The sequence below is a fragment of the Thalassolituus oleivorans MIL-1 genome (assembly GCF_000355675.1).
In the GTDB taxonomy this organism is placed as follows: Bacteria; Pseudomonadota; Gammaproteobacteria; order Pseudomonadales; family Oceanobacteraceae; genus Thalassolituus; species Thalassolituus oleivorans.
Window position 1 is genome coordinate 3,047,768 of the sequence record NC_020888.1, and the last position, 15,920, is coordinate 3,063,687.

The following is a 15,920-nucleotide window of genomic DNA, read 5'->3' on the forward strand; positions in this document are numbered from 1 at the left end:
TGGAGTAAAAAAGACGTATTTTCTCGCGACCGATAACAAATGCGTTATTCGGTCATCCACACCACTTCAACATCATGATCATCATCGTCGTCATCATCGCGTTTAGCCGCTTTACGCGCTTCACGTTCAAGACGATGCTTTTCATACAAGGCTTCAATATGTTCACGCGCTTCAATTTCAACCTGTTCGCGCTCAGCCAGCATTCTTTCTGCGAATTCTTCATCTTCTTCAGCACGCACTTTGCGCGCTTCGATATATTCCATAATGTCGCAGCTTAACGGGAATGTACCCTCTTTGATAATCGCAGCAATGCGATATACCGGACCTTCCCACTGCAACTTATCAATCACGGCCTGACAGCGAGCTTCACGCTCTTCTTCTGGCACCATGTCGAGTTTATTCAATACCAACCAACGATCGCGTTGAGCTAAACCCGGTGAGAATTGTTGCAACTCATTGGAAATCGCCATGACATTATCAGCCGGATCAGAATCATCAAACGGTGCCATATCAACAATATGCAGCAGCAAGTGAGTACGCACTAAGTGCTTCAAGAAACGCGTACCCAGACCTGCACCTTCCGATGCACCTGGAATTAATCCCGGAATATCGGCAATCACAAAACTGCGATGTTGCTCGATAGAGACCACACCTAAGTTGGGTACCAAGGTAGTAAACGGATAATCAGCAACCTTTGGGGTCGCCGCCGAGACTGAACGAATAAAGGTCGACTTACCGGCATTCGGCAAGCCCAACAAGCCAACATCAGCGAGCACTTTTAGCTCAAGCTTAACGTTACGTGACTCACCCGTTTGCCCAGGCTTGGTCTGGCGTGGTGCTTGGTTGGTACTGGATTTATAACGGGTATTACCCAAACCATGGAAACCGCCGCGAACAACCATTAGGCGCTGACCAATTTCGGTTAGATCCCCAAGTGTCTCACCAGTATCTTCGTCAATCGCAGTCGTACCGACAGGCACAGGCAAAATCAAATCTTCGCCTTTAAAACCAGTACAGTTACGACTTGAACCATTTTTACCGTTTTGAGCACGATGGCGACGCGCATAGCGATAGTCGATCAAAGTGTTCATGCTGTCATCGGCTTCTAAAAATACCGAGCCACCATCGCCACCATCACCACCGTCTGGTCCACCCTTTGGGATGAATTTCTCACGACGGAAGCTCATACAGCCATTGCCGCCATCACCCGCTTCAACGGTAATACGTGCCTCATCGACGAATTTCATGCCTTTCCTCTCTTAAAATGCAAACAAAAACGCCCCAACTGCGCGCAGTCAGGGCGTTTGAACAAGGTTCTTACAACTTACGCTGCTGGAACGATGCTTACTGTCTTACGTCCGTTCGCACCTTTCACTTCGAATTTCACTGCGCCAGCGGCGGTAGCGAATAAAGTGTGGTCACGACCGATTTTCACGTTCTCTCCAGCGTGGAAACGAGTGCCACGTTGACGAACGATAATGCTACCTGCTTTAGCAGCTTGACCACCAAACAGTTTGACACCTAAGCGTTTACTTTCGGAATCACGACCGTTACGGGTACTACCACCAGCCTTCTTGTGAGCCATAATCTTTCTCCTTCTGTGGGGTCACTGCAACACTGCGATTGCGGCGGTTTGGCCAACCAACACGGGCCCCGGAATTCAAATTAAATGATATTAGCCAGCGATGCTGGTGATTTTCAACTCTGTGAACCACTGACGGTGGCCCATTTGCTTCATGTGGTGCTTACGACGCTTGAACTTCAAGATCTTCACTTTTTTGTGACGACCATGGTTGATGATCTCAGCAACTACTTTCGCACCTTCAACAACCGGAGCACCGATCTTAACGTCATCGCCGTTACCGATCAGCAGAACTTTTTCTAGCTCAATGCTTTCACCAGTTGCAACTTCCAGTTTTTCAACTTTCAGTGTTTGACCTTCTTCTACACGGTATTGCTTACCGCCAGTTACTACGACTGCGTACATTGTACGTATCTCCGCTTCATTACTTGGCTGCTACTTTAACGGCCTGCTTCTACTGGTAACGCTCTGGTTTCCATATGGCAGGGAGCAGAATTTCGGGGCGCGAGACTATACCGCAGCCTACAATTCCTTGCAACCCTAACTAAGATACTTTCTTGACACCGGCGACGCCTCTCCCTAGCATTTGCGACATTATTACTCAGGCTCTCCAACATGCAGATAAAAGATGTGCTGGCCGTCGTCAATGACGAGTTCAAATCGGTAGACCAATTGATCAACGAACAACTCGCTTCTCGCGTCCCTTTGGTTGAGAAAATTGCCGACTACATCGTCTCTAGCGGTGGCAAACGCATTCGTCCGCTTTTGGTGCTAATGAGCGCCAAAGCATTAGGAAATTGCGACGCTCAGGCCGTTAAACTAGCCACGGTTATTGAGTTTTTGCACACCGCGACACTATTGCACGATGATGTCGTTGATACCTCAGATATGCGTCGCGGCAATCCAACCGCCAATGCAAAGTGGGGCAATGCACCAAGTGTGTTAGTTGGCGACTTTTTATACAGCCGTGCGTTTCAAATGATGGTTGAACTAGGCTCGTTGCCGGTGATGAATATTTTATCCAGCGCCACCTGCATTATCGCCGAAGGTGAAGTCCTACAGCTCACCAACGTAAAAAACCCAGACCTCACCGAAGCGCAGTACATGGACGTTATCCATGGCAAAACGGCCATGTTATTTGAAGCATCGACGCATTCCGCCGCCGCCCTACTCAATTGTTCTGCTGCGCAAGCCAAAGCGCTGCAAGAATATGGCAAAGAGCTCGGCATGGCGTTTCAATTGGTCGATGACCTACTTGATTACGAAGGCGATGCAGTCGCTATGGGAAAAAACGTCGGCGACGATTTAGCTGAAGGTAAAGTTACCCTGCCACTGATTCACGCCATGGCCAATGCAACAGAGGACGAGTCTCGCCTTATTCGCCAAGCGATTCGTAAAGGTGGTTTAGACGATATGCAATCTGTTTTCGCCATCATCCAAAAGACAAAATCACTCGACTATACTCGCCAAAAAGCCTACGAATGCGCAGATCGTGCACAGCAACATTTGGAACTTCTAGCTGACTCCGAAGCCAAACAAGCGCTTAATGCTTTGGCAATGATTGCCGTGCAACGCAACACTTAATTCCAAAAAAACTCAGTCATCCCGATGTAAATAGGACGCGATAATGAAGTTAAAGTCAGGTAGTTCAAGAATCAAACGTTGGGGATGGCATCTACTGGCGGTGCTTTGCTTGGCAATGACAAGCTCGCTCGGCCATGCGGGATTACTCGATGCATTTACCGACAAAAACGCCGATGCAGAATTTCTTCCTGTCGGGCAAGCCTTTCCACTATCCAGCAGCAGTAGTAACGGTAAAGTCACTGCCGAATGGCGCAATGCCGATGGCTATTACCTATATAAGCATCGTATTTATTTACAGCAAGGTGATATCAAGCTTGAACCTGATAGTTATTCGCAAGCAGGTAAAGCCAAACAGGATGAAGCCTTCGGCGAAGTAATCGCGTTTTATCATGATCTAGAAGTCACATTCGACACCCAATCTCTAAACGCCGGAACCGCAATTCTGCACTATCAAGGCTGTGCCGATGCCGGTCTGTGCTATCCGCCACAGCGTGAAAATGTTGAAGTTATTGCGCCCCAAAGTGTAGCTCAGCAAGCAATCACCACCAGTACGATCCAACCAGCAATGCCTACTGAACCCAACACAGATAGCTGGTTTAGTGGCCGCTCATGGGGGGCGGTGGTTGGTATATTTTTCATCCTAGGCCTAGGACTGACCTTTACACCCTGTGTATTACCTATGGTGCCGATTCTAACCAGCGTCGTACTCGGCCAAGGCAATACGTCAGGTAAGCGCGGCTTTCTGCTTTCAAGTACTTATGTATTGGGGATGGCACTCACCTACGCCGCTGCAGGTTTAACCGTTGGGCTGTTAGGTGCTGGCGCCAATGTTCAAGCTTGGATGCAAACACCTTGGGTACTGATCGTTTTTGCCGGTTTGTTTAGCTTGCTCGCATTAGCGATGTTCGGTGTCTACGAGTTGCAATTACCATCTGGGATTCGCAATCGCTTAAACAACCTAAACCAAGGCCAGCAAGGCGGGCGCTGGTTAAGTGTCTTCGTCATGGGGATTTTATCAGCGCTCGTGGTTTCACCTTGTGTTTCTGCACCACTGGCGGGTGCCCTAGTCTACTTGAGCACGACGGGTGACGCCTTGCTAGGTGGTAGCGCTTTATTGGCGCTGGGATTGGGCATGGGCGCTCCATTGATTGTCTTGGGCACAACAGGCGCTTCTGTGCTGCCGAAAGCGGGCGCTTGGATGAATCAAATCAAAGCACTGTTCGGCATCCTCTTACTCGGCGTGGCCATCTGGCTGCTGGGCCGAATTTTACCCGCGACCTGGGTGCTATTGCTGTGGGGCTTACTAGCCTTGGTGTATGGCATAAGCCTAGGGGCTCTTGAGCAAGCGAACAATGGTAGCCAACGGGTTATCAAAGGCTTTGCTTTAGTTTTAGTTTTGTACGGTGCCTGCGCTCTAATAGGCGCCTTACAGGGTAACGACGACCCCCTGCAGCCACTAGCGTCGCAATATAAGTCGGCACAATCCGTGGCCGAACAAGCGGCGACTCATGCCCCCTTTACTCGACTCACATCTGTTACCGAGCTTGAACGCATCATCGCCAGTGAGGCCCGACCGGTTATGGTCGATTTTTATGCCGACTGGTGTATTAGCTGCAAAGTAATGGAGAAGGAAGTATTCGAACAAGCAGACGTCATTCAGGCTCTGTCTCATATACGCTGGGTACAATTGGATGTCACCGATCAAACCGCCGAGCACATTGCGTTTATGCAACAGCATGCTGTCTTTGGTCCGCCCTCTATGCTGTTTTTCAGCGCCGGTAGTGAGCAAAGCAATGCGCGTCTAATCGGAGAGGCGACTAAATCCGAGTTTACTCAACATGTGCTAATGCACCTCCCCAAAAGTCAGTAAATTATCGACATAGCTGACAACCATGTTTACCGGCACTTGAAATAACATAACCGATACCGCATATAGTGACTGTTCGCCATTCTCCGGAGCTTTCCATGCATTACACCTGTCCTTACTGTGCCGCTATTAACCGCTTACCTGCCGATAAAGCAGCACAAGAGGCGCAATGCGGCCGCTGCAAAAAGTTATTATTCGACGGCAAGCCAGTCGAATTGAGCGACACTAATTTTAATCGCTTCTTGGCCAAAAACGATCTCCCTATCGTTGTCGACTTTTGGGCTAGTTGGTGCGGACCATGTCAGATGATGGGGCCGATATTCAAACAAGTATGTGGTCAAATGCAGCATCAACTGCGTTTTGCTAAGGTGAATACAGAACAAGCCCAGGCTACTAGCGCGCAACTTGGCATTCGCAGCATTCCAACACTGATTATGTTTCAAAGTGGAAAAGAGATAGACCGGTTAGCTGGAGCGTTACCAGCCCCACAGCTAACTCAGTGGATTCAACAGGCACTGGTGAAAGCTCAGCAAAACCACTAACTCATGCGGCGTTGCACGATGTCCTCTAAGGTTTTAACAATTGGCTGCAAGGCATCAGACCAACGCAACGCTTCACGATAGCTATCATCAATCTGAGCGACATAACGCTCAATCAATTCAAACAAGCCCCCTTCTTGACTGGCATTCAGGTTAAGCAGTAAGAGCTGGTCTTGAAGATCAATCACCATATCTTGACGCATATCCGCTGCACTGCGAATTTGTTCGGCTTGGCTATCACGAATATGCGCTAACGCAGCTCGCACATCCGTTACAGTGAGCAATAAAACTTGCTGAAGCTTGACCTTAGCTTCTGTTTTCATCATGCGCACACGCGCTTCAGTGGCACTTAACAACACGCATAAATGATCTTTAATGCGTCCATACCGCGACACATCTTGATCGGGAATATTTTTGATCAACAAAGAGGCATTGGGATAATTAACAATCATTCGTCGACCAAATTCCATAATGCGCCGCTCATGTTGCGCCGACAGTAACAACTCGATCTCTAATTCACTCACTGCAGAATTCAAAGCAAAGTACGCGGCTTTATCGCTGACATCTTCCGTATTCGGCCAAAAGGCAACCACCGCTTTTAAGCCAAAACCCGACAGTAAAGTTAATAAAGCGTCTGCCAGACTCGCTTGCGAGTTACAAAAAGAAATCTGTTCCATAAAACGCACAATTTCGCCCTGCTCGGCAGAGTGCGTCATCGCTTCAAACGCTGCTTGGCGCGATTCTTCAACGGTAGATATTAATTCACGGCGATAACCTTGCTGTGCCAAAATTCGCCGCACCTTCGCCTGTAATTCATTGATATCAAAAGGCTTTGTTATAAAATCGTCACCACCTGCTTCGTATCCAGCAATACGCCCAGATAAGGTGGTATCACCGGATATAAAAATAACCGGAATATTTTCAGTTTGCCGCTGAGCACGTAGCTGCCGACAAATTTCATAGCCGCTCATTTCATCGAGCTGAACGTCAAGCAAAATACAATCAAACCCAGTATCCAGCGCATTCAAAAACTCATCCGATGTTGTAAAACCGGACACATCGAACTCACTCAATGTACGCTTTACTAAAAATACTGCTCCGGGCTCATCATCGAGCACCGCCACCTATCCAAGCCCCATTGCATTCCCCGACATCGAATACGATTAATACTAGTTATATAGGGATAGCACAAAATTTACGATTAACGCTCGATCATTCATAACTTTGACCGCATTCCGCTCTTTGTAACTTAATTAGCAACTTAATATTTTTCGGTGAGATCTTAGCGACTAACGGAAAGCTGACGTGCATCAATTCACTTAACGCGCATGGGCGTAAGCTGGAGACAGATAACAAGGAGATGCTATATGACTACTATTGAACACCATGACTTACACCACGACTTCCCTGAAATGAGCGAGCAAATTCGCAGCCTCAAAATGAAGGATCGTCATTTTGCTCGTTTATTTGATGAATATCATGAGCTTGATCGAGAAGTACGCAAAATCGAAGAGGATGTTGAACCAACCTCGGATGAACATCTAGAGCAGTTGAAGATGCGTCGGGTACATTTAAAAGACGACCTGTACACTATGCTCAAGCAGGCTTAGCACCTGAAGCAAACAGCAAAAAAAAAGGAGGCATCGGCCTCCTTTTTAATGCGTACTACTCAACGGTACTAGTCTAAGCCGCCGACGTTCTCACCCTGAGCCTGCAAGTCAGCATGGTAAGAAGACCGCACCATAGGGCCGCTATTCACACGCACAAAGCCTAAACTCTTGGCAATTTCACCTAGCTCACGAAACTCTTCTGGTGTTGCAAAACGCTTCACTGGCGAGTGATTTCGACTCGGCTGCAAATATTGGCCTAAAGTAATGTGATCTATATCGTGCGCGCGCATATCGTGCATCACTTCAATCACCTCTTCGTTGGTTTCACCCAACCCCAACATCAAGCCCGACTTAGTAACAACATTCGGTTGACGTTGCTTGTACTGCTTAAGCAAATCCAATGACCACTGATAATCCGAACCCGGACGACATTCTTTGTATAAGCGTGGCACGGTTTCTAAATTGTGGTTAAAAACATCTGGCGGCGTAGCACTAAGAATATCCAAGGCAACGTCCATACGACCACGAAAATCCGGAACTAATGTTTCGATCTGAATGCTCGGGCTATGCTCACGAGTCAAACGAATACAATCGGCAAAATGCTGAGCACCACCATCGCGTAAATCGTCGCGATCCACTGAAGTAATCACCACATAACGCAATGCCATATCGGCAATCGCAGTGGCCAAATTTAAAGGTTCATCGACATCCAATGGATTCGGTCGACCGTGCCCCACATCGCAAAACGGGCAACGACGAGTACAGATATCGCCCATAATCATAAAGGTTGCAGTACCACCACCAAAACACTCACCAAGATTAGGACAGCTGGCTTCTTCGCATACCGTATGCAGCTTATGCTTGCGCAGCTTTTGTTTTATCTCATTAATTTTTGGTGTTGCCGGAATACGTACCCGAATCCAATCAGGTTTGCGTGGCATATCATCAGTAGGGATAACCTTAATTGGTATGCGCGCAACTTTATCAGCACCCCGCAGCTTTTCGCCCTGCACTACTTTTGGCTTATCGCTCATTTTCTTCTCCGGGCTCTTCTGCACTAGTTACGGCAATACCGTTAGACGATGTTAGTTCACGCAGCAAATGACGCTGTAAATTTTCAGATACAGTATCAAAATCAATGTCATCGCTACCACTGGAGGATGCAGCAATTTCATCAACGATTTGAGTCATTTCCATGCCAGCATAACCGCATGGGTTAATACGCTGAAATGGCTGTAAATCCATATTGATGTTCAAAGATAGCCCATGAAAAGAGCGGCCATTGCGAATTCTTAAACCGAGTGAGGCTATTTTTTTAACCCCAACGTAAACACCTGGCGCGTCCTCACGCGGAGCCGACTCAATACCCAAATCAGCCAAACAGGCGACCAGTGCGCGTTCAATCGCGGCGACCAGCTGCCGTGGACCCCAGACCTTACGTTTGATATCAATTAACAGATAAACAACCAACTGGCCAGGACCGTGGTACGTAACTTGGCCACCGCGATCGGTTTGAATAACGGGAATATCACCCGCCATAAGAACGTGTTCTGCCTTTCCGGCCTGACCTTGAGTAAACACGGGAAAGTGCTGTAAAAACCATAGTTCGTCGGCGCTATTTGCGTCGCGTGACTCTGTCGTTGCGACCATATCGTCGTATACGCTTTGATAATCACACAAACCTAACTGACGAATCCGCAATTACATCACCATATGAACATGTTCGCACGAGGACAAATCGCGGTGAATGTTCTCAAGCTGCTGCACGCCAGTTGCCGTAATATAGACAGTAATTGAACGAAAACGTCCATTGCTACTTTCTTTCACTTTAATGATCTCTAAATCAAGATCGGGCGCATGCACTCGAATAATATCGGCAACAATCTGCTCGTAGCCGTCGATCCCTTTGCCTACGACCTTAATCGGATAGTTTGGGCAAGGGAATTCTATTTTAGGAGCGTCTGGCTGGCTCACGGGGATACCTCAGAGTGCGATAATCGAGGGCTTTATATGGTGTCTAAGTACAAACAATTCAAGTAGAACATTCACACTCAACAGAACTCAAATTAAAGGACAAGAAGCGCTGCGCCAATTGCCCTTTGATCCGTCTAGTTTATTACTAGCCGAGCAAACGCGTGAAAAAGAGCTTAATTCGACCAATAAAACGGCCAAAGAAGCTAGCCTCGTCAACATTAGCAGCGGCTATCAGAGGTAACTCCGCCACTACTTCGTCTTCCATGCGGATAGTTAACTTGCCAAGTTGAGCACCGGCAGCAATGGGGGCTTCAGGATAATCGTTAGTCGACATTTCAACTTGAAGCTCGCCTTTACTGCCGCGCGGTAGCGTTAAATACAGATCATTTTCAAGAGTTAGATTAACGCTGTCTTGCATACCCAGCCACACCGCTTGAGTTTGCAGGGTATCACCCGCGCTATAAAGCTTATGAGTTTCGAAATAACGGAAACCGTAACCAAATAATTTTTGTGTTTCACGGGCACGAGCTTCTTCGCTACGAGTTCCCATTACTACCGCAATCAGTCGAGTATCTTCACGCTTAGCCGAAGCCGTCAAACAATAACCCGCTTCTTCTGTATGGCCTGTTTTCAAACCATCAACACTAGGATCACGCCATAATAATTTGTTGCGGTTAGGCTGACGAATGTCGTTGTACTCATAGTATTTCTCAGCGTACAACTCGTAATAAGTCGGGTGGTCATTGATGATATGCAGCGCTAACGTTGCCATATCACGAGCCGTCGAATGGTGTCCTTCGGCAGGCCAGCCAGTGGCATTCAAAAACTGCGTATTGGTCATACCAAAGGTTTTAGCATACTGGTTCATCCAACCAGCGAACGCGTCTTCAGAACCGGCTAGGTACTCAGCTACAGCGATCGATGCATCATTCCCTGATTGCACGATAATGCCGCGTAGCAGATCCATTAACGCAACGTCAGTGCCTTCGCGCACCCACATCTTAGAGCCGCCTTTTTTCCAGGCATTAACACTGATAGGTACTTGGGTATCTTCCTGCACCTTACCCTCAACCAACTCATGCACAGCAATATAACTGGTCATCATTTTGGTCATACTGGCAGGGGGCAATTGCTGATCAGCATTGTGCTCGACGATAATTCGACCACTATCAGCATCCATCAAGATGTATGCAGACGCATCGAGAACAGGTGGTTTGGGAATAATTACCGCTGCGGTAGCGGAAGAAGAAAAAACAACAAAGAGGCAAAGCTGTAAAAAACGCATGATATTCCTGAACGCCGGATGGGAAATTCGGGGCAGCATTGTAACATGCCAACCAATTTTTGCAGTGATAACTGCGACTAGATAAAAATTAAATGGCTAGCAGCTATCTGCAGCGGCTTAATTTTATAAAATATACTGACAAGAGAATACTGCAGAATATCCCTTAACGAATAGCACAGGCTGTCATCCAACCTGTGCTTACACGATTACTGACGAATCAACGCCGTGTCGCGCGCTGGGTGCAATGTCAGGAACGGTGCACCTCCAGATAAAACTTCATGGCTATGACGTAAACGATAAGAGCGGTCAATACGACGAGTACACAAGGTTAAACGCACCGCTAACCAACGATAATCAGACTTGTCTGCAGCATGGATAACCACAGATGCATCGTTATCAACCATCGCCTGACAGGCACCATTCATATTGTCAGCAATATCACGCGATCGATTCGCTAAATCTTCGGTAGGAATATCGTAGCGAGCGATTGGCTCACTGTCCTCTTTGGCGTCTGCCCATGCCGCTGCAACGCTCGCAGCACTGGCAAGCGTCGTAACGGTTGGTTTTGCCGCAGCTTTCGGAGCAACCACAGGTGCAACTTTTGCGACAGCTTTAACGGGGGCCGATTTAGGTTTTGTATTAAGTAATTCATCTTCAATATCATCGACGACAACCTTAGCCGGTGCACTCGCTGCTTTCGCTTTGGCCGTCTGTTGAGCCAAGCGCTGCTCTTTCAATTTTTGTTCGTTAGCCGCACGGCGCTCTCGTTCTAATTGCTGCTGACGCTGTTGCTCAGCCAATTCTTTACGAGCTTTTTCTTCAGCTGCTTTCTGTTCTTCTTGTTTCTTGCGTTGGTAATCCGCTTGTAAGCGTTGTTTTTCTTTTTCTGCAGCCTCTGCTAACTGGCGCTGATGCTCTAGCTCCGCTTTGGTAGGTGCTGATACAGCCGCAACCGCAACAGGCTTAGCCATGCCACTGGCGATAGCATCATCAATCACGCGCTGTGCTTCTTCCAAACCAGGCGTTAACGATGCCACTGGCCAAACCTTATCCAAATAGCCTTGGGCTTTGTCGAATTGACCTCCGGCAATAGCGCGGTTAGCTAACTCAACATACGACTCACCCCAGCGATACGTAAGCGGCACAACGCGAAAATCAAACGGAGCGTCGCCACGGAAGGCCTCAATTTTTTCCAATGCATTATTACCCACAGGCGCACTCAAACGCTGGGCAGCAATATCTTGATCAATCTCATTTAAGAGTGAATCAAGTTGCTCTGGAGTTGCAGCATTTACCTGCAAACCGATAAAGAACGTAGTAACGAATAGCGCAATTTTATTCATGTAGGAATTAACTTTGTTATCATTGTGATGGCTAGGCATTGACGGGTAAGATGAAGACATTCAGCCCCCGATGTCAAGTTCCATATTAATTATCCGGAGTTCTCTTTGATGTTATTGCGACTTGGTTCCCTTCTTTTTGCCCTACCTGCGCTTATTTTGCTAGTGCTTTATGGAGTGGAAATGTCAGCAGTATCCGATTGCACTCAACTCGGCGGCATCTACAACTTCGACACCGCAGAATGCGGCACCGAGGCTATCCCGCAAACAAGTTATTACTTGCGCCATAGCGGCCTAGTCAACGGCATGATGTTACTTTCGGTTCTCGGCGCATTGGCTATGTCGATCGGTATGCTGATCAAAGGTATGGCGCAACAGGCCAAATCATAATAACGGATTATTATCCGCAGCACTTTTTCCATTTACTGCCACTCCCACAAGGGCATGGGTCATTCCTGCCCAGTTTCATTGGCGTGAACGACGCATTGCCATCGACGTAATACCACTGGCCATCAAGACGTTTGAATATCGAGCGCTCGTCCAGTTCGCACCACTCGCCATCTTCACAAAAACGAGCACGAAAGCTCACAACGCCATCATCTTCTTGCTCTTCACTGCTAAGAATGGTCAAACCAAACCACTGCGTTTTACCATCCATTGGCAAGGATGGTGGTCGAGTGTCTGTATGCCACGTACGTAGGAGATAGGCAGCATCTTGGTTAACGAAGGCGCTATAGCGAGAGCGCATCAAGGCCTCTGCGCTAGGAGCAATGCCCTCATGACAAGGCTTGCAACACTGCTCGTAGGCAAGTCCACTCTGACATGGGCAAGGCTGCTCGGAACAGATACCTGTCATTGCATATTCTCGCGCGCTAAGTTCATTAGTTTGCCAATCGCTGCCGACAATGTATCGCTACGCTCAGGATTGCGAAACGCTGCCAATATCCGCTCACGCATACTCGGCAACGTCATCAAATCGGCGATAAGAGTAATAAACGAATCTTGACCAACGGCCGCTAAGTGTTCGAGATATATTTGCAAACGTTCATCACTAAGATCCAACCAGCAACGACTGCCAATGGCGCTTAATACTTCAATTGAACGCGCTTCGGGGTGAGCCAGAATCGCCCCCAGCAGTTGTTGTCGCTGTGGCACGCTAGAGCTGCCGGATAGACCGCGAGCAAAGGCTGCTAAGTCAGCAGCACTGGCGTTATCTGCAACCACCTGAGCCAAAGAATCGCTAATCGCTAGCGTCAAATTCAGGCCCGGTGTCGCATTTTCTAAAAAGCCGAGTAGAACATTACGAGGCACTGCTGCCATCTTCGGCATCGCCTGGCACAACAAAACATCGTTATTGTCTTCATCTATCCGGGCAACGACTTCAGCTAAACCCTGCAAGCCTAACTGCTGCCAGTTTTGCCAACCATTATCACCGGATAAATACGCACGGGCTGTTGCGTAGTATTGAGTTGCAGGTTGTTCTAACGTGCGTAAGGCTAAGGCATGAAAGTACGCCATGCGATTACCATCTGGCTTGTAACTGCAGGGTGCATCGCCATGTTGTTTGGTCGGTGCTTGAACAACTCGTAACCAATGCTCTAAAAACGCGTCACGCGGTCCAGGCAACAGGACGTTCTGTTCATCCAAAGGAAGCTTTAAAAACCAAATATTGTGCTGCCCTGGCTTATCTGGATTCCAACTAAAAATCCCCAACCAAGCGTGCTTCAAATACGGTGCAGGATAGGGCTTGGCCAATAGTTCAATGGCTTCAAAATCCGTTGTTGAAATTTCACCAATACGACGTCCCAAATCAAACACACGCATTTGCGCGCCGCTGCGTTGCACTAATTGACTGATGGTCATATTGCTTCTCCAACAAACACACTAAAAAACCGGAGTTTAACAGTTTGCGTTGGGTGATTCAGTCCTATAACGAATTCCGTTATCATTCATTGCGCTCATGCTGCAATCGGAGGCTAACCATGTCGACTCAACACAGTTTGCTTGCCAGCTACCTGCTAAAACTTGAATCTGCTCTACAGCAACACGAGTTATGGTCGACCGATTCACCCAGTGCGCTGCAACTGTCTAGCCTGCAACCCTTCTGTGTTGATACCCTGACCATCGAGCAATGGCTGCAATACATCTTGATTCCTCGCTTTTCTGCACTCGTTGCAACAGGCGCCGACTTACCCATTATTCCTGCCGATAACGGTATGGCGGGTATGGCTGACATTGCATTCAATCAACGCAATATTCGCGCTAACGAGGTAGTTGACCTTATTCGCGCTATCGATTCTTTACTGGAGGCACCATGGCCTTAATTTTTGCTGTACTGGCTAGCGTAATACTGGGCGCAGGTATCACCGCCTACGTTTTGATTTCGCGCTGGCAACAAATCATTGCTGATGCAAAGCGTGACCTAACTGAAATGGCGGAGCAATACAAAGCCACCCAAGATGAAAATCGCGAGTTAAAACAAAAGGTTGCTGATTTACAGTACCAGTTTAATAGCGCACAGAAGGATTTAAACTTCGCCCGCGAACAAGCTAAAAACGGCGGCGTTTAAGCCACAACATAAATAACACCGCCAAGACAAAGCCGCCCATAACCAACAGCACGACGCTGGCGCGGCTAAAATGCAGTGCTGCCCGCTCACCAAGCCAATAAATAGGCAGTAAATAAGCAGCAGCCCAAGCCGGTGAAGACAGTGTATTTGCCAGCAAGAAAGACGATGTCGGCATAGCGCTGGCCCCGGCCACGACAGGGACCAGCGGACGCAAAGGGCCAATAAAGCGCCCGAACGCTATACTCCAAACTCCGTAACGTGTGAAAAACTCATGGCTATGCGCCAACCAATCGGGGTGTCTTTGGAAAAAGTGCCAGTGATGCAATCGCCCCTGAGCACGACGCCCTAACCAAAAGCTCGTACCATCGCCTAAGAAAGCACCGATAGTTCCAACCAGCCACCAAGTCCAAGGTGAAATGCCCAGTTCCGGCGCGAGTACCGTTAGTCCAATCAAAATCGCGATTCCGGGCACCAACAAACCGACAACGGCCAATGACTCGGCAAAAGCCGTCAATAACAAAAGTAGTATCAATCCTCCGGCGCTACTGGTTATATCGCCCGCAATAAAATTTAACTCAGATAAATACGGTTCAAGCATGGCAGGCATCGTTTATTCCCTGTATCCTCAAAAAAATCCTGACCACTAATAATCAAGAAAAATCGAATGAAGTCAGCCACTCAATCTCCCGATCTGGATACGTCACGGATCAGCGTTAGCGCCCACTATACGGGCTATATTTGGTACAAGCATGGACTTTCAGCTGCAGGATTTGCAACCGGAACCGGACGCTTTGCCAATGCCGCACTTGCACCAATTAATGCATTTTTACGCTTAGTTGCCGGTGCCGATATTGATATCTTTTTATTACAACGTCACTCGGTAATCGACCATCAAGTTCGTGACCTTATCGAACAGCATGGGATCGAACAAATCGTCGAGTTAGCATCGGGCTTGTCGCCACGAGGCTATCGCATCAAGCAGCAATATCCGCATATTCGTTATATCGAAGGCGATCTGCCCGGAATGGCAGCTCGTAAGCGCGAACTACTAGGACGCGTCGGTTTAGCGGCTGGCCACGATGTAGTTGAGTGCAATATTTTGCAAGAAGATGGCCCAACCTCCATTGCCGCAGTACTTGCCAGTCTTGATACCAGCAAGCCCACGCTGATTATTACCGAAGGCCTTGTTAACTACTTTGACTTACCGGTTATTCGTTCCGTATGGGCACGGATGGCCCAAGGTTTGAAACGGTTTCCCCAAGGTTATTACATTACGGATTTGTACCCAGATTTTGCCGACCACCCTTCGTATCGCTACGTTAAGATGGCACAAAAGCTGGTCGGTTTGTTCACTCGTGGACAATGGCCTCTGCATTATTCGAACGATAACGCTATTCGCAATGGCTTTGGTGAAGACGGGTTCGATCAAGTCGACGTACTGGATCCCGCCTCATTCTATGGGCAGTTGAACTTGCCTGAAGTGAAGATTAAAACCTTGGTGCGTATCATACGTTGCAAAGTATCGGGCGAATAAGCGCAGCAACCGATAAAAAAAGGCCTGCGAAGCAGG

General features: G+C 48.0%; 20 protein-coding genes. 8 read left to right on the forward strand and 12 right to left on the reverse strand.

All coding sequences use genetic code 11. The features are described 5' to 3' along the window. Positions 1–44: 44 nt before the first annotated feature. From cgtA to rplU, 3 genes are all read right to left on the reverse strand, one after another. Complete coding sequence (gene cgtA, locus TOL_RS13910) at positions 45–1,247, reverse strand: Obg family GTPase CgtA (RefSeq protein WP_015487991.1); 1,203 nt, start codon at positions 1,245–1,247, stop codon at positions 45–47. Positions 1,248–1,324: 77 nt separating this feature from the next. Beyond that, a complete protein-coding gene (rpmA, locus tag TOL_RS13915) occupies positions 1,325–1,585 on the reverse strand; it encodes a 50S ribosomal protein L27 (RefSeq protein WP_015487992.1) in 261 nt (86 codons plus the stop codon). A gap of 90 nt (positions 1,586–1,675) precedes the next feature. Then, positions 1,676–1,987 carry a 50S ribosomal protein L21 gene (rplU, locus tag TOL_RS13920; protein WP_015487993.1) on the reverse strand — a complete coding sequence of 104 codons (312 nt, stop codon included), beginning with the start codon at positions 1,985–1,987 and terminating at the stop codon, positions 1,676–1,678. Positions 1,988–2,197: 210 nt separating this feature from the next. Between rplU and TOL_RS13925 the strand changes: the two genes are divergently transcribed. The 3 genes from TOL_RS13925 (at position 2,198) to trxC (ending at position 5,575) form a co-directional block, all read left to right on the forward strand. Beyond that, complete coding sequence (locus TOL_RS13925) at positions 2,198–3,166, forward strand: polyprenyl synthetase family protein (RefSeq protein ID WP_015487994.1); 969 nt, start codon at positions 2,198–2,200, stop codon at positions 3,164–3,166. Positions 3,167–3,209: 43 nt separating this feature from the next. Beyond that, positions 3,210–5,036 (forward strand): protein-disulfide reductase DsbD, encoded by a 1,827-nt coding sequence (gene dsbD / locus TOL_RS13930; protein ID WP_015487995.1) that lies wholly within the window; start codon positions 3,210–3,212, stop codon positions 5,034–5,036. Positions 5,037–5,131: 95 nt separating this feature from the next. Continuing rightward, positions 5,132–5,575 carry a thioredoxin TrxC gene (gene trxC / locus TOL_RS13935; protein ID WP_015487996.1) on the forward strand — a complete coding sequence of 148 codons (444 nt, stop codon included), beginning with the start codon at positions 5,132–5,134 and terminating at the stop codon, positions 5,573–5,575. Here trxC and TOL_RS13940 read toward each other — a convergent pair. After that, positions 5,572–6,696 carry a response regulator gene (locus tag TOL_RS13940; protein WP_041588513.1) on the reverse strand — a complete coding sequence of 375 codons (1,125 nt, stop codon included), beginning with the start codon at positions 6,694–6,696 and terminating at the stop codon, positions 5,572–5,574. The two genes, trxC and TOL_RS13940, sit on opposite strands and share 4 nt — an antisense overlap. Positions 6,697–6,939: 243 nt before the next feature. Between TOL_RS13940 and TOL_RS13945 the strand changes: the two genes are divergently transcribed. Beyond that, positions 6,940–7,182 carry an HP1242/YdcH family protein gene (locus TOL_RS13945; RefSeq protein WP_015487998.1) on the forward strand — a complete coding sequence of 81 codons (243 nt, stop codon included), beginning with the start codon at positions 6,940–6,942 and terminating at the stop codon, positions 7,180–7,182. A gap of 68 nt (positions 7,183–7,250) precedes the next feature. Here TOL_RS13945 and lipA read toward each other — a convergent pair whose 3' ends face one another. The 5 genes from lipA to TOL_RS13970 all read right to left on the reverse strand — a co-directional run bounded on the left by lipA (position 7,251) and on the right by TOL_RS13970 (position 11,844). Beyond that, positions 7,251–8,216, reverse strand: a complete 966-nt coding sequence (gene lipA / locus TOL_RS13950) for a lipoyl synthase (protein WP_015487999.1) — start codon at positions 8,214–8,216, stop codon at positions 7,251–7,253. After that, positions 8,206–8,883, reverse strand: coding sequence for a lipoyl(octanoyl) transferase LipB (gene lipB / locus TOL_RS13955; RefSeq protein ID WP_015488000.1), 678 nt, complete (start codon positions 8,881–8,883; stop codon positions 8,206–8,208). The genes lipA and lipB overlap by 11 nt, the downstream gene beginning before the upstream one ends. Further along, on the reverse strand, positions 8,884–9,156 hold the full coding sequence (locus tag TOL_RS13960; RefSeq protein ID WP_015488001.1) for a YbeD family protein: 273 nt from the start codon (positions 9,154–9,156) through the stop codon (positions 8,884–8,886). Between the two features lie 145 nt (positions 9,157–9,301). Next, on the reverse strand, positions 9,302–10,441 hold the full coding sequence (locus TOL_RS13965) for a D-alanyl-D-alanine carboxypeptidase family protein (protein ID WP_015488002.1): 1,140 nt from the start codon (positions 10,439–10,441) through the stop codon (positions 9,302–9,304). A gap of 206 nt (positions 10,442–10,647) precedes the next feature. Then, positions 10,648–11,844: a hypothetical protein gene (locus tag TOL_RS13970; protein ID WP_041588514.1), complete on the reverse strand. Its 1,197-nt coding sequence runs from the start codon at positions 11,842–11,844 to the stop codon at positions 10,648–10,650. A gap of 120 nt (positions 11,845–11,964) precedes the next feature. Between TOL_RS13970 and TOL_RS13975 the strand changes: the two genes are divergently transcribed. Further along, on the forward strand, positions 11,965–12,171 hold the full coding sequence (locus tag TOL_RS13975; RefSeq protein WP_051052423.1) for a hypothetical protein: 207 nt from the start codon (positions 11,965–11,967) through the stop codon (positions 12,169–12,171). 10 nt (positions 12,172–12,181) lie between these two features. Here the strand turns inward: TOL_RS13975 and TOL_RS13980 are convergent, their stop codons facing one another. Both TOL_RS13980 and TOL_RS13985 read right to left on the reverse strand, forming a co-directional pair. Continuing rightward, positions 12,182–12,637, reverse strand: a complete 456-nt coding sequence (locus tag TOL_RS13980; protein ID WP_015488005.1) for a YchJ family protein — start codon at positions 12,635–12,637, stop codon at positions 12,182–12,184. Continuing rightward, a complete protein-coding gene (locus tag TOL_RS13985; protein WP_015488006.1) occupies positions 12,634–13,644 on the reverse strand; it encodes a DUF3549 family protein in 1,011 nt (336 codons plus the stop codon). The genes TOL_RS13980 and TOL_RS13985 overlap by 4 nt, the downstream gene beginning before the upstream one ends. Positions 13,645–13,763: 119 nt before the next feature. Between TOL_RS13985 and TOL_RS13990 the strand changes: the two genes are divergently transcribed. Together TOL_RS13990 and TOL_RS13995 are read left to right on the forward strand one after the other, a co-directional pair. Further along, on the forward strand, positions 13,764–14,105 hold the full coding sequence (locus tag TOL_RS13990; RefSeq protein ID WP_015488007.1) for a YqcC family protein: 342 nt from the start codon (positions 13,764–13,766) through the stop codon (positions 14,103–14,105). Continuing rightward, positions 14,096–14,350, forward strand: coding sequence for a hypothetical protein (locus TOL_RS13995; RefSeq protein ID WP_015488008.1), 255 nt, complete (start codon positions 14,096–14,098; stop codon positions 14,348–14,350). Before TOL_RS13990 ends, TOL_RS13995 begins: the two co-directional genes overlap by 10 nt. Here TOL_RS13995 and TOL_RS14000 read toward each other — a convergent pair. Continuing rightward, positions 14,331–14,957 carry a DedA family protein gene (locus TOL_RS14000; RefSeq protein WP_015488009.1) on the reverse strand — a complete coding sequence of 209 codons (627 nt, stop codon included), beginning with the start codon at positions 14,955–14,957 and terminating at the stop codon, positions 14,331–14,333. The two genes, TOL_RS13995 and TOL_RS14000, sit on opposite strands and share 20 nt — an antisense overlap. A 57-nt stretch (positions 14,958–15,014) precedes the next feature. Between TOL_RS14000 and TOL_RS14005 the strand changes: the two genes are divergently transcribed. After that, positions 15,015–15,884, forward strand: a complete 870-nt coding sequence (locus tag TOL_RS14005; RefSeq protein ID WP_015488010.1) for a class I SAM-dependent methyltransferase — start codon at positions 15,015–15,017, stop codon at positions 15,882–15,884. Positions 15,885–15,920 lie beyond the last annotated feature (36 nt).

Excerpts from the sequence above, each read along its gene's own strand:
- TOL_RS14000 (WP_015488009.1), bottom strand. The coding sequence starts at position 14,957 with ATGCCTGCCATGCTTGAACCGTATTTATCTGAGTTAAATTTTATTGCG.
- cgtA (WP_015487991.1), bottom strand. The coding sequence starts at position 1,247 with ATGAAATTCGTCGATGAGGCACGTATTACCGTTGAAGCGGGTGATGGC.
- TOL_RS13995 (WP_015488008.1), top strand. The coding sequence starts at position 14,096 with ATGGCCTTAATTTTTGCTGTACTGGCTAGCGTAATACTGGGCGCAGGT.
- rpmA (WP_015487992.1), bottom strand. The coding sequence starts at position 1,585 with ATGGCTCACAAGAAGGCTGGTGGTAGTACCCGTAACGGTCGTGATTCC.
- TOL_RS13965 (WP_015488002.1), bottom strand. The coding sequence starts at position 10,441 with ATGCGTTTTTTACAGCTTTGCCTCTTTGTTGTTTTTTCTTCTTCCGCT.
- rplU (WP_015487993.1), bottom strand. The coding sequence starts at position 1,987 with ATGTACGCAGTCGTAGTAACTGGCGGTAAGCAATACCGTGTAGAAGAA.
- TOL_RS13945 (WP_015487998.1), top strand. The coding sequence starts at position 6,940 with ATGACTACTATTGAACACCATGACTTACACCACGACTTCCCTGAAATG.
- trxC (WP_015487996.1), top strand. The coding sequence starts at position 5,132 with ATGCATTACACCTGTCCTTACTGTGCCGCTATTAACCGCTTACCTGCC.
- TOL_RS13975 (WP_051052423.1), top strand. The coding sequence starts at position 11,965 with ATGTCAGCAGTATCCGATTGCACTCAACTCGGCGGCATCTACAACTTC.
- TOL_RS14005 (WP_015488010.1), top strand. The coding sequence starts at position 15,015 with ATGAAGTCAGCCACTCAATCTCCCGATCTGGATACGTCACGGATCAGC.
- TOL_RS13980 (WP_015488005.1), bottom strand. The coding sequence starts at position 12,637 with ATGACAGGTATCTGTTCCGAGCAGCCTTGCCCATGTCAGAGTGGACTT.
- TOL_RS13985 (WP_015488006.1), bottom strand. The coding sequence starts at position 13,644 with ATGACCATCAGTCAATTAGTGCAACGCAGCGGCGCGCAAATGCGTGTG.
- lipA (WP_015487999.1), bottom strand. The coding sequence starts at position 8,216 with ATGAGCGATAAGCCAAAAGTAGTGCAGGGCGAAAAGCTGCGGGGTGCT.
- dsbD (WP_015487995.1), top strand. The coding sequence starts at position 3,210 with ATGAAGTTAAAGTCAGGTAGTTCAAGAATCAAACGTTGGGGATGGCAT.
- TOL_RS13970 (WP_041588514.1), bottom strand. The coding sequence starts at position 11,844 with ATGTCTTCATCTTACCCGTCAATGCCTAGCCATCACAATGATAACAAA.
- TOL_RS13990 (WP_015488007.1), top strand. The coding sequence starts at position 13,764 with ATGTCGACTCAACACAGTTTGCTTGCCAGCTACCTGCTAAAACTTGAA.
- TOL_RS13925 (WP_015487994.1), top strand. The coding sequence starts at position 2,198 with ATGCAGATAAAAGATGTGCTGGCCGTCGTCAATGACGAGTTCAAATCG.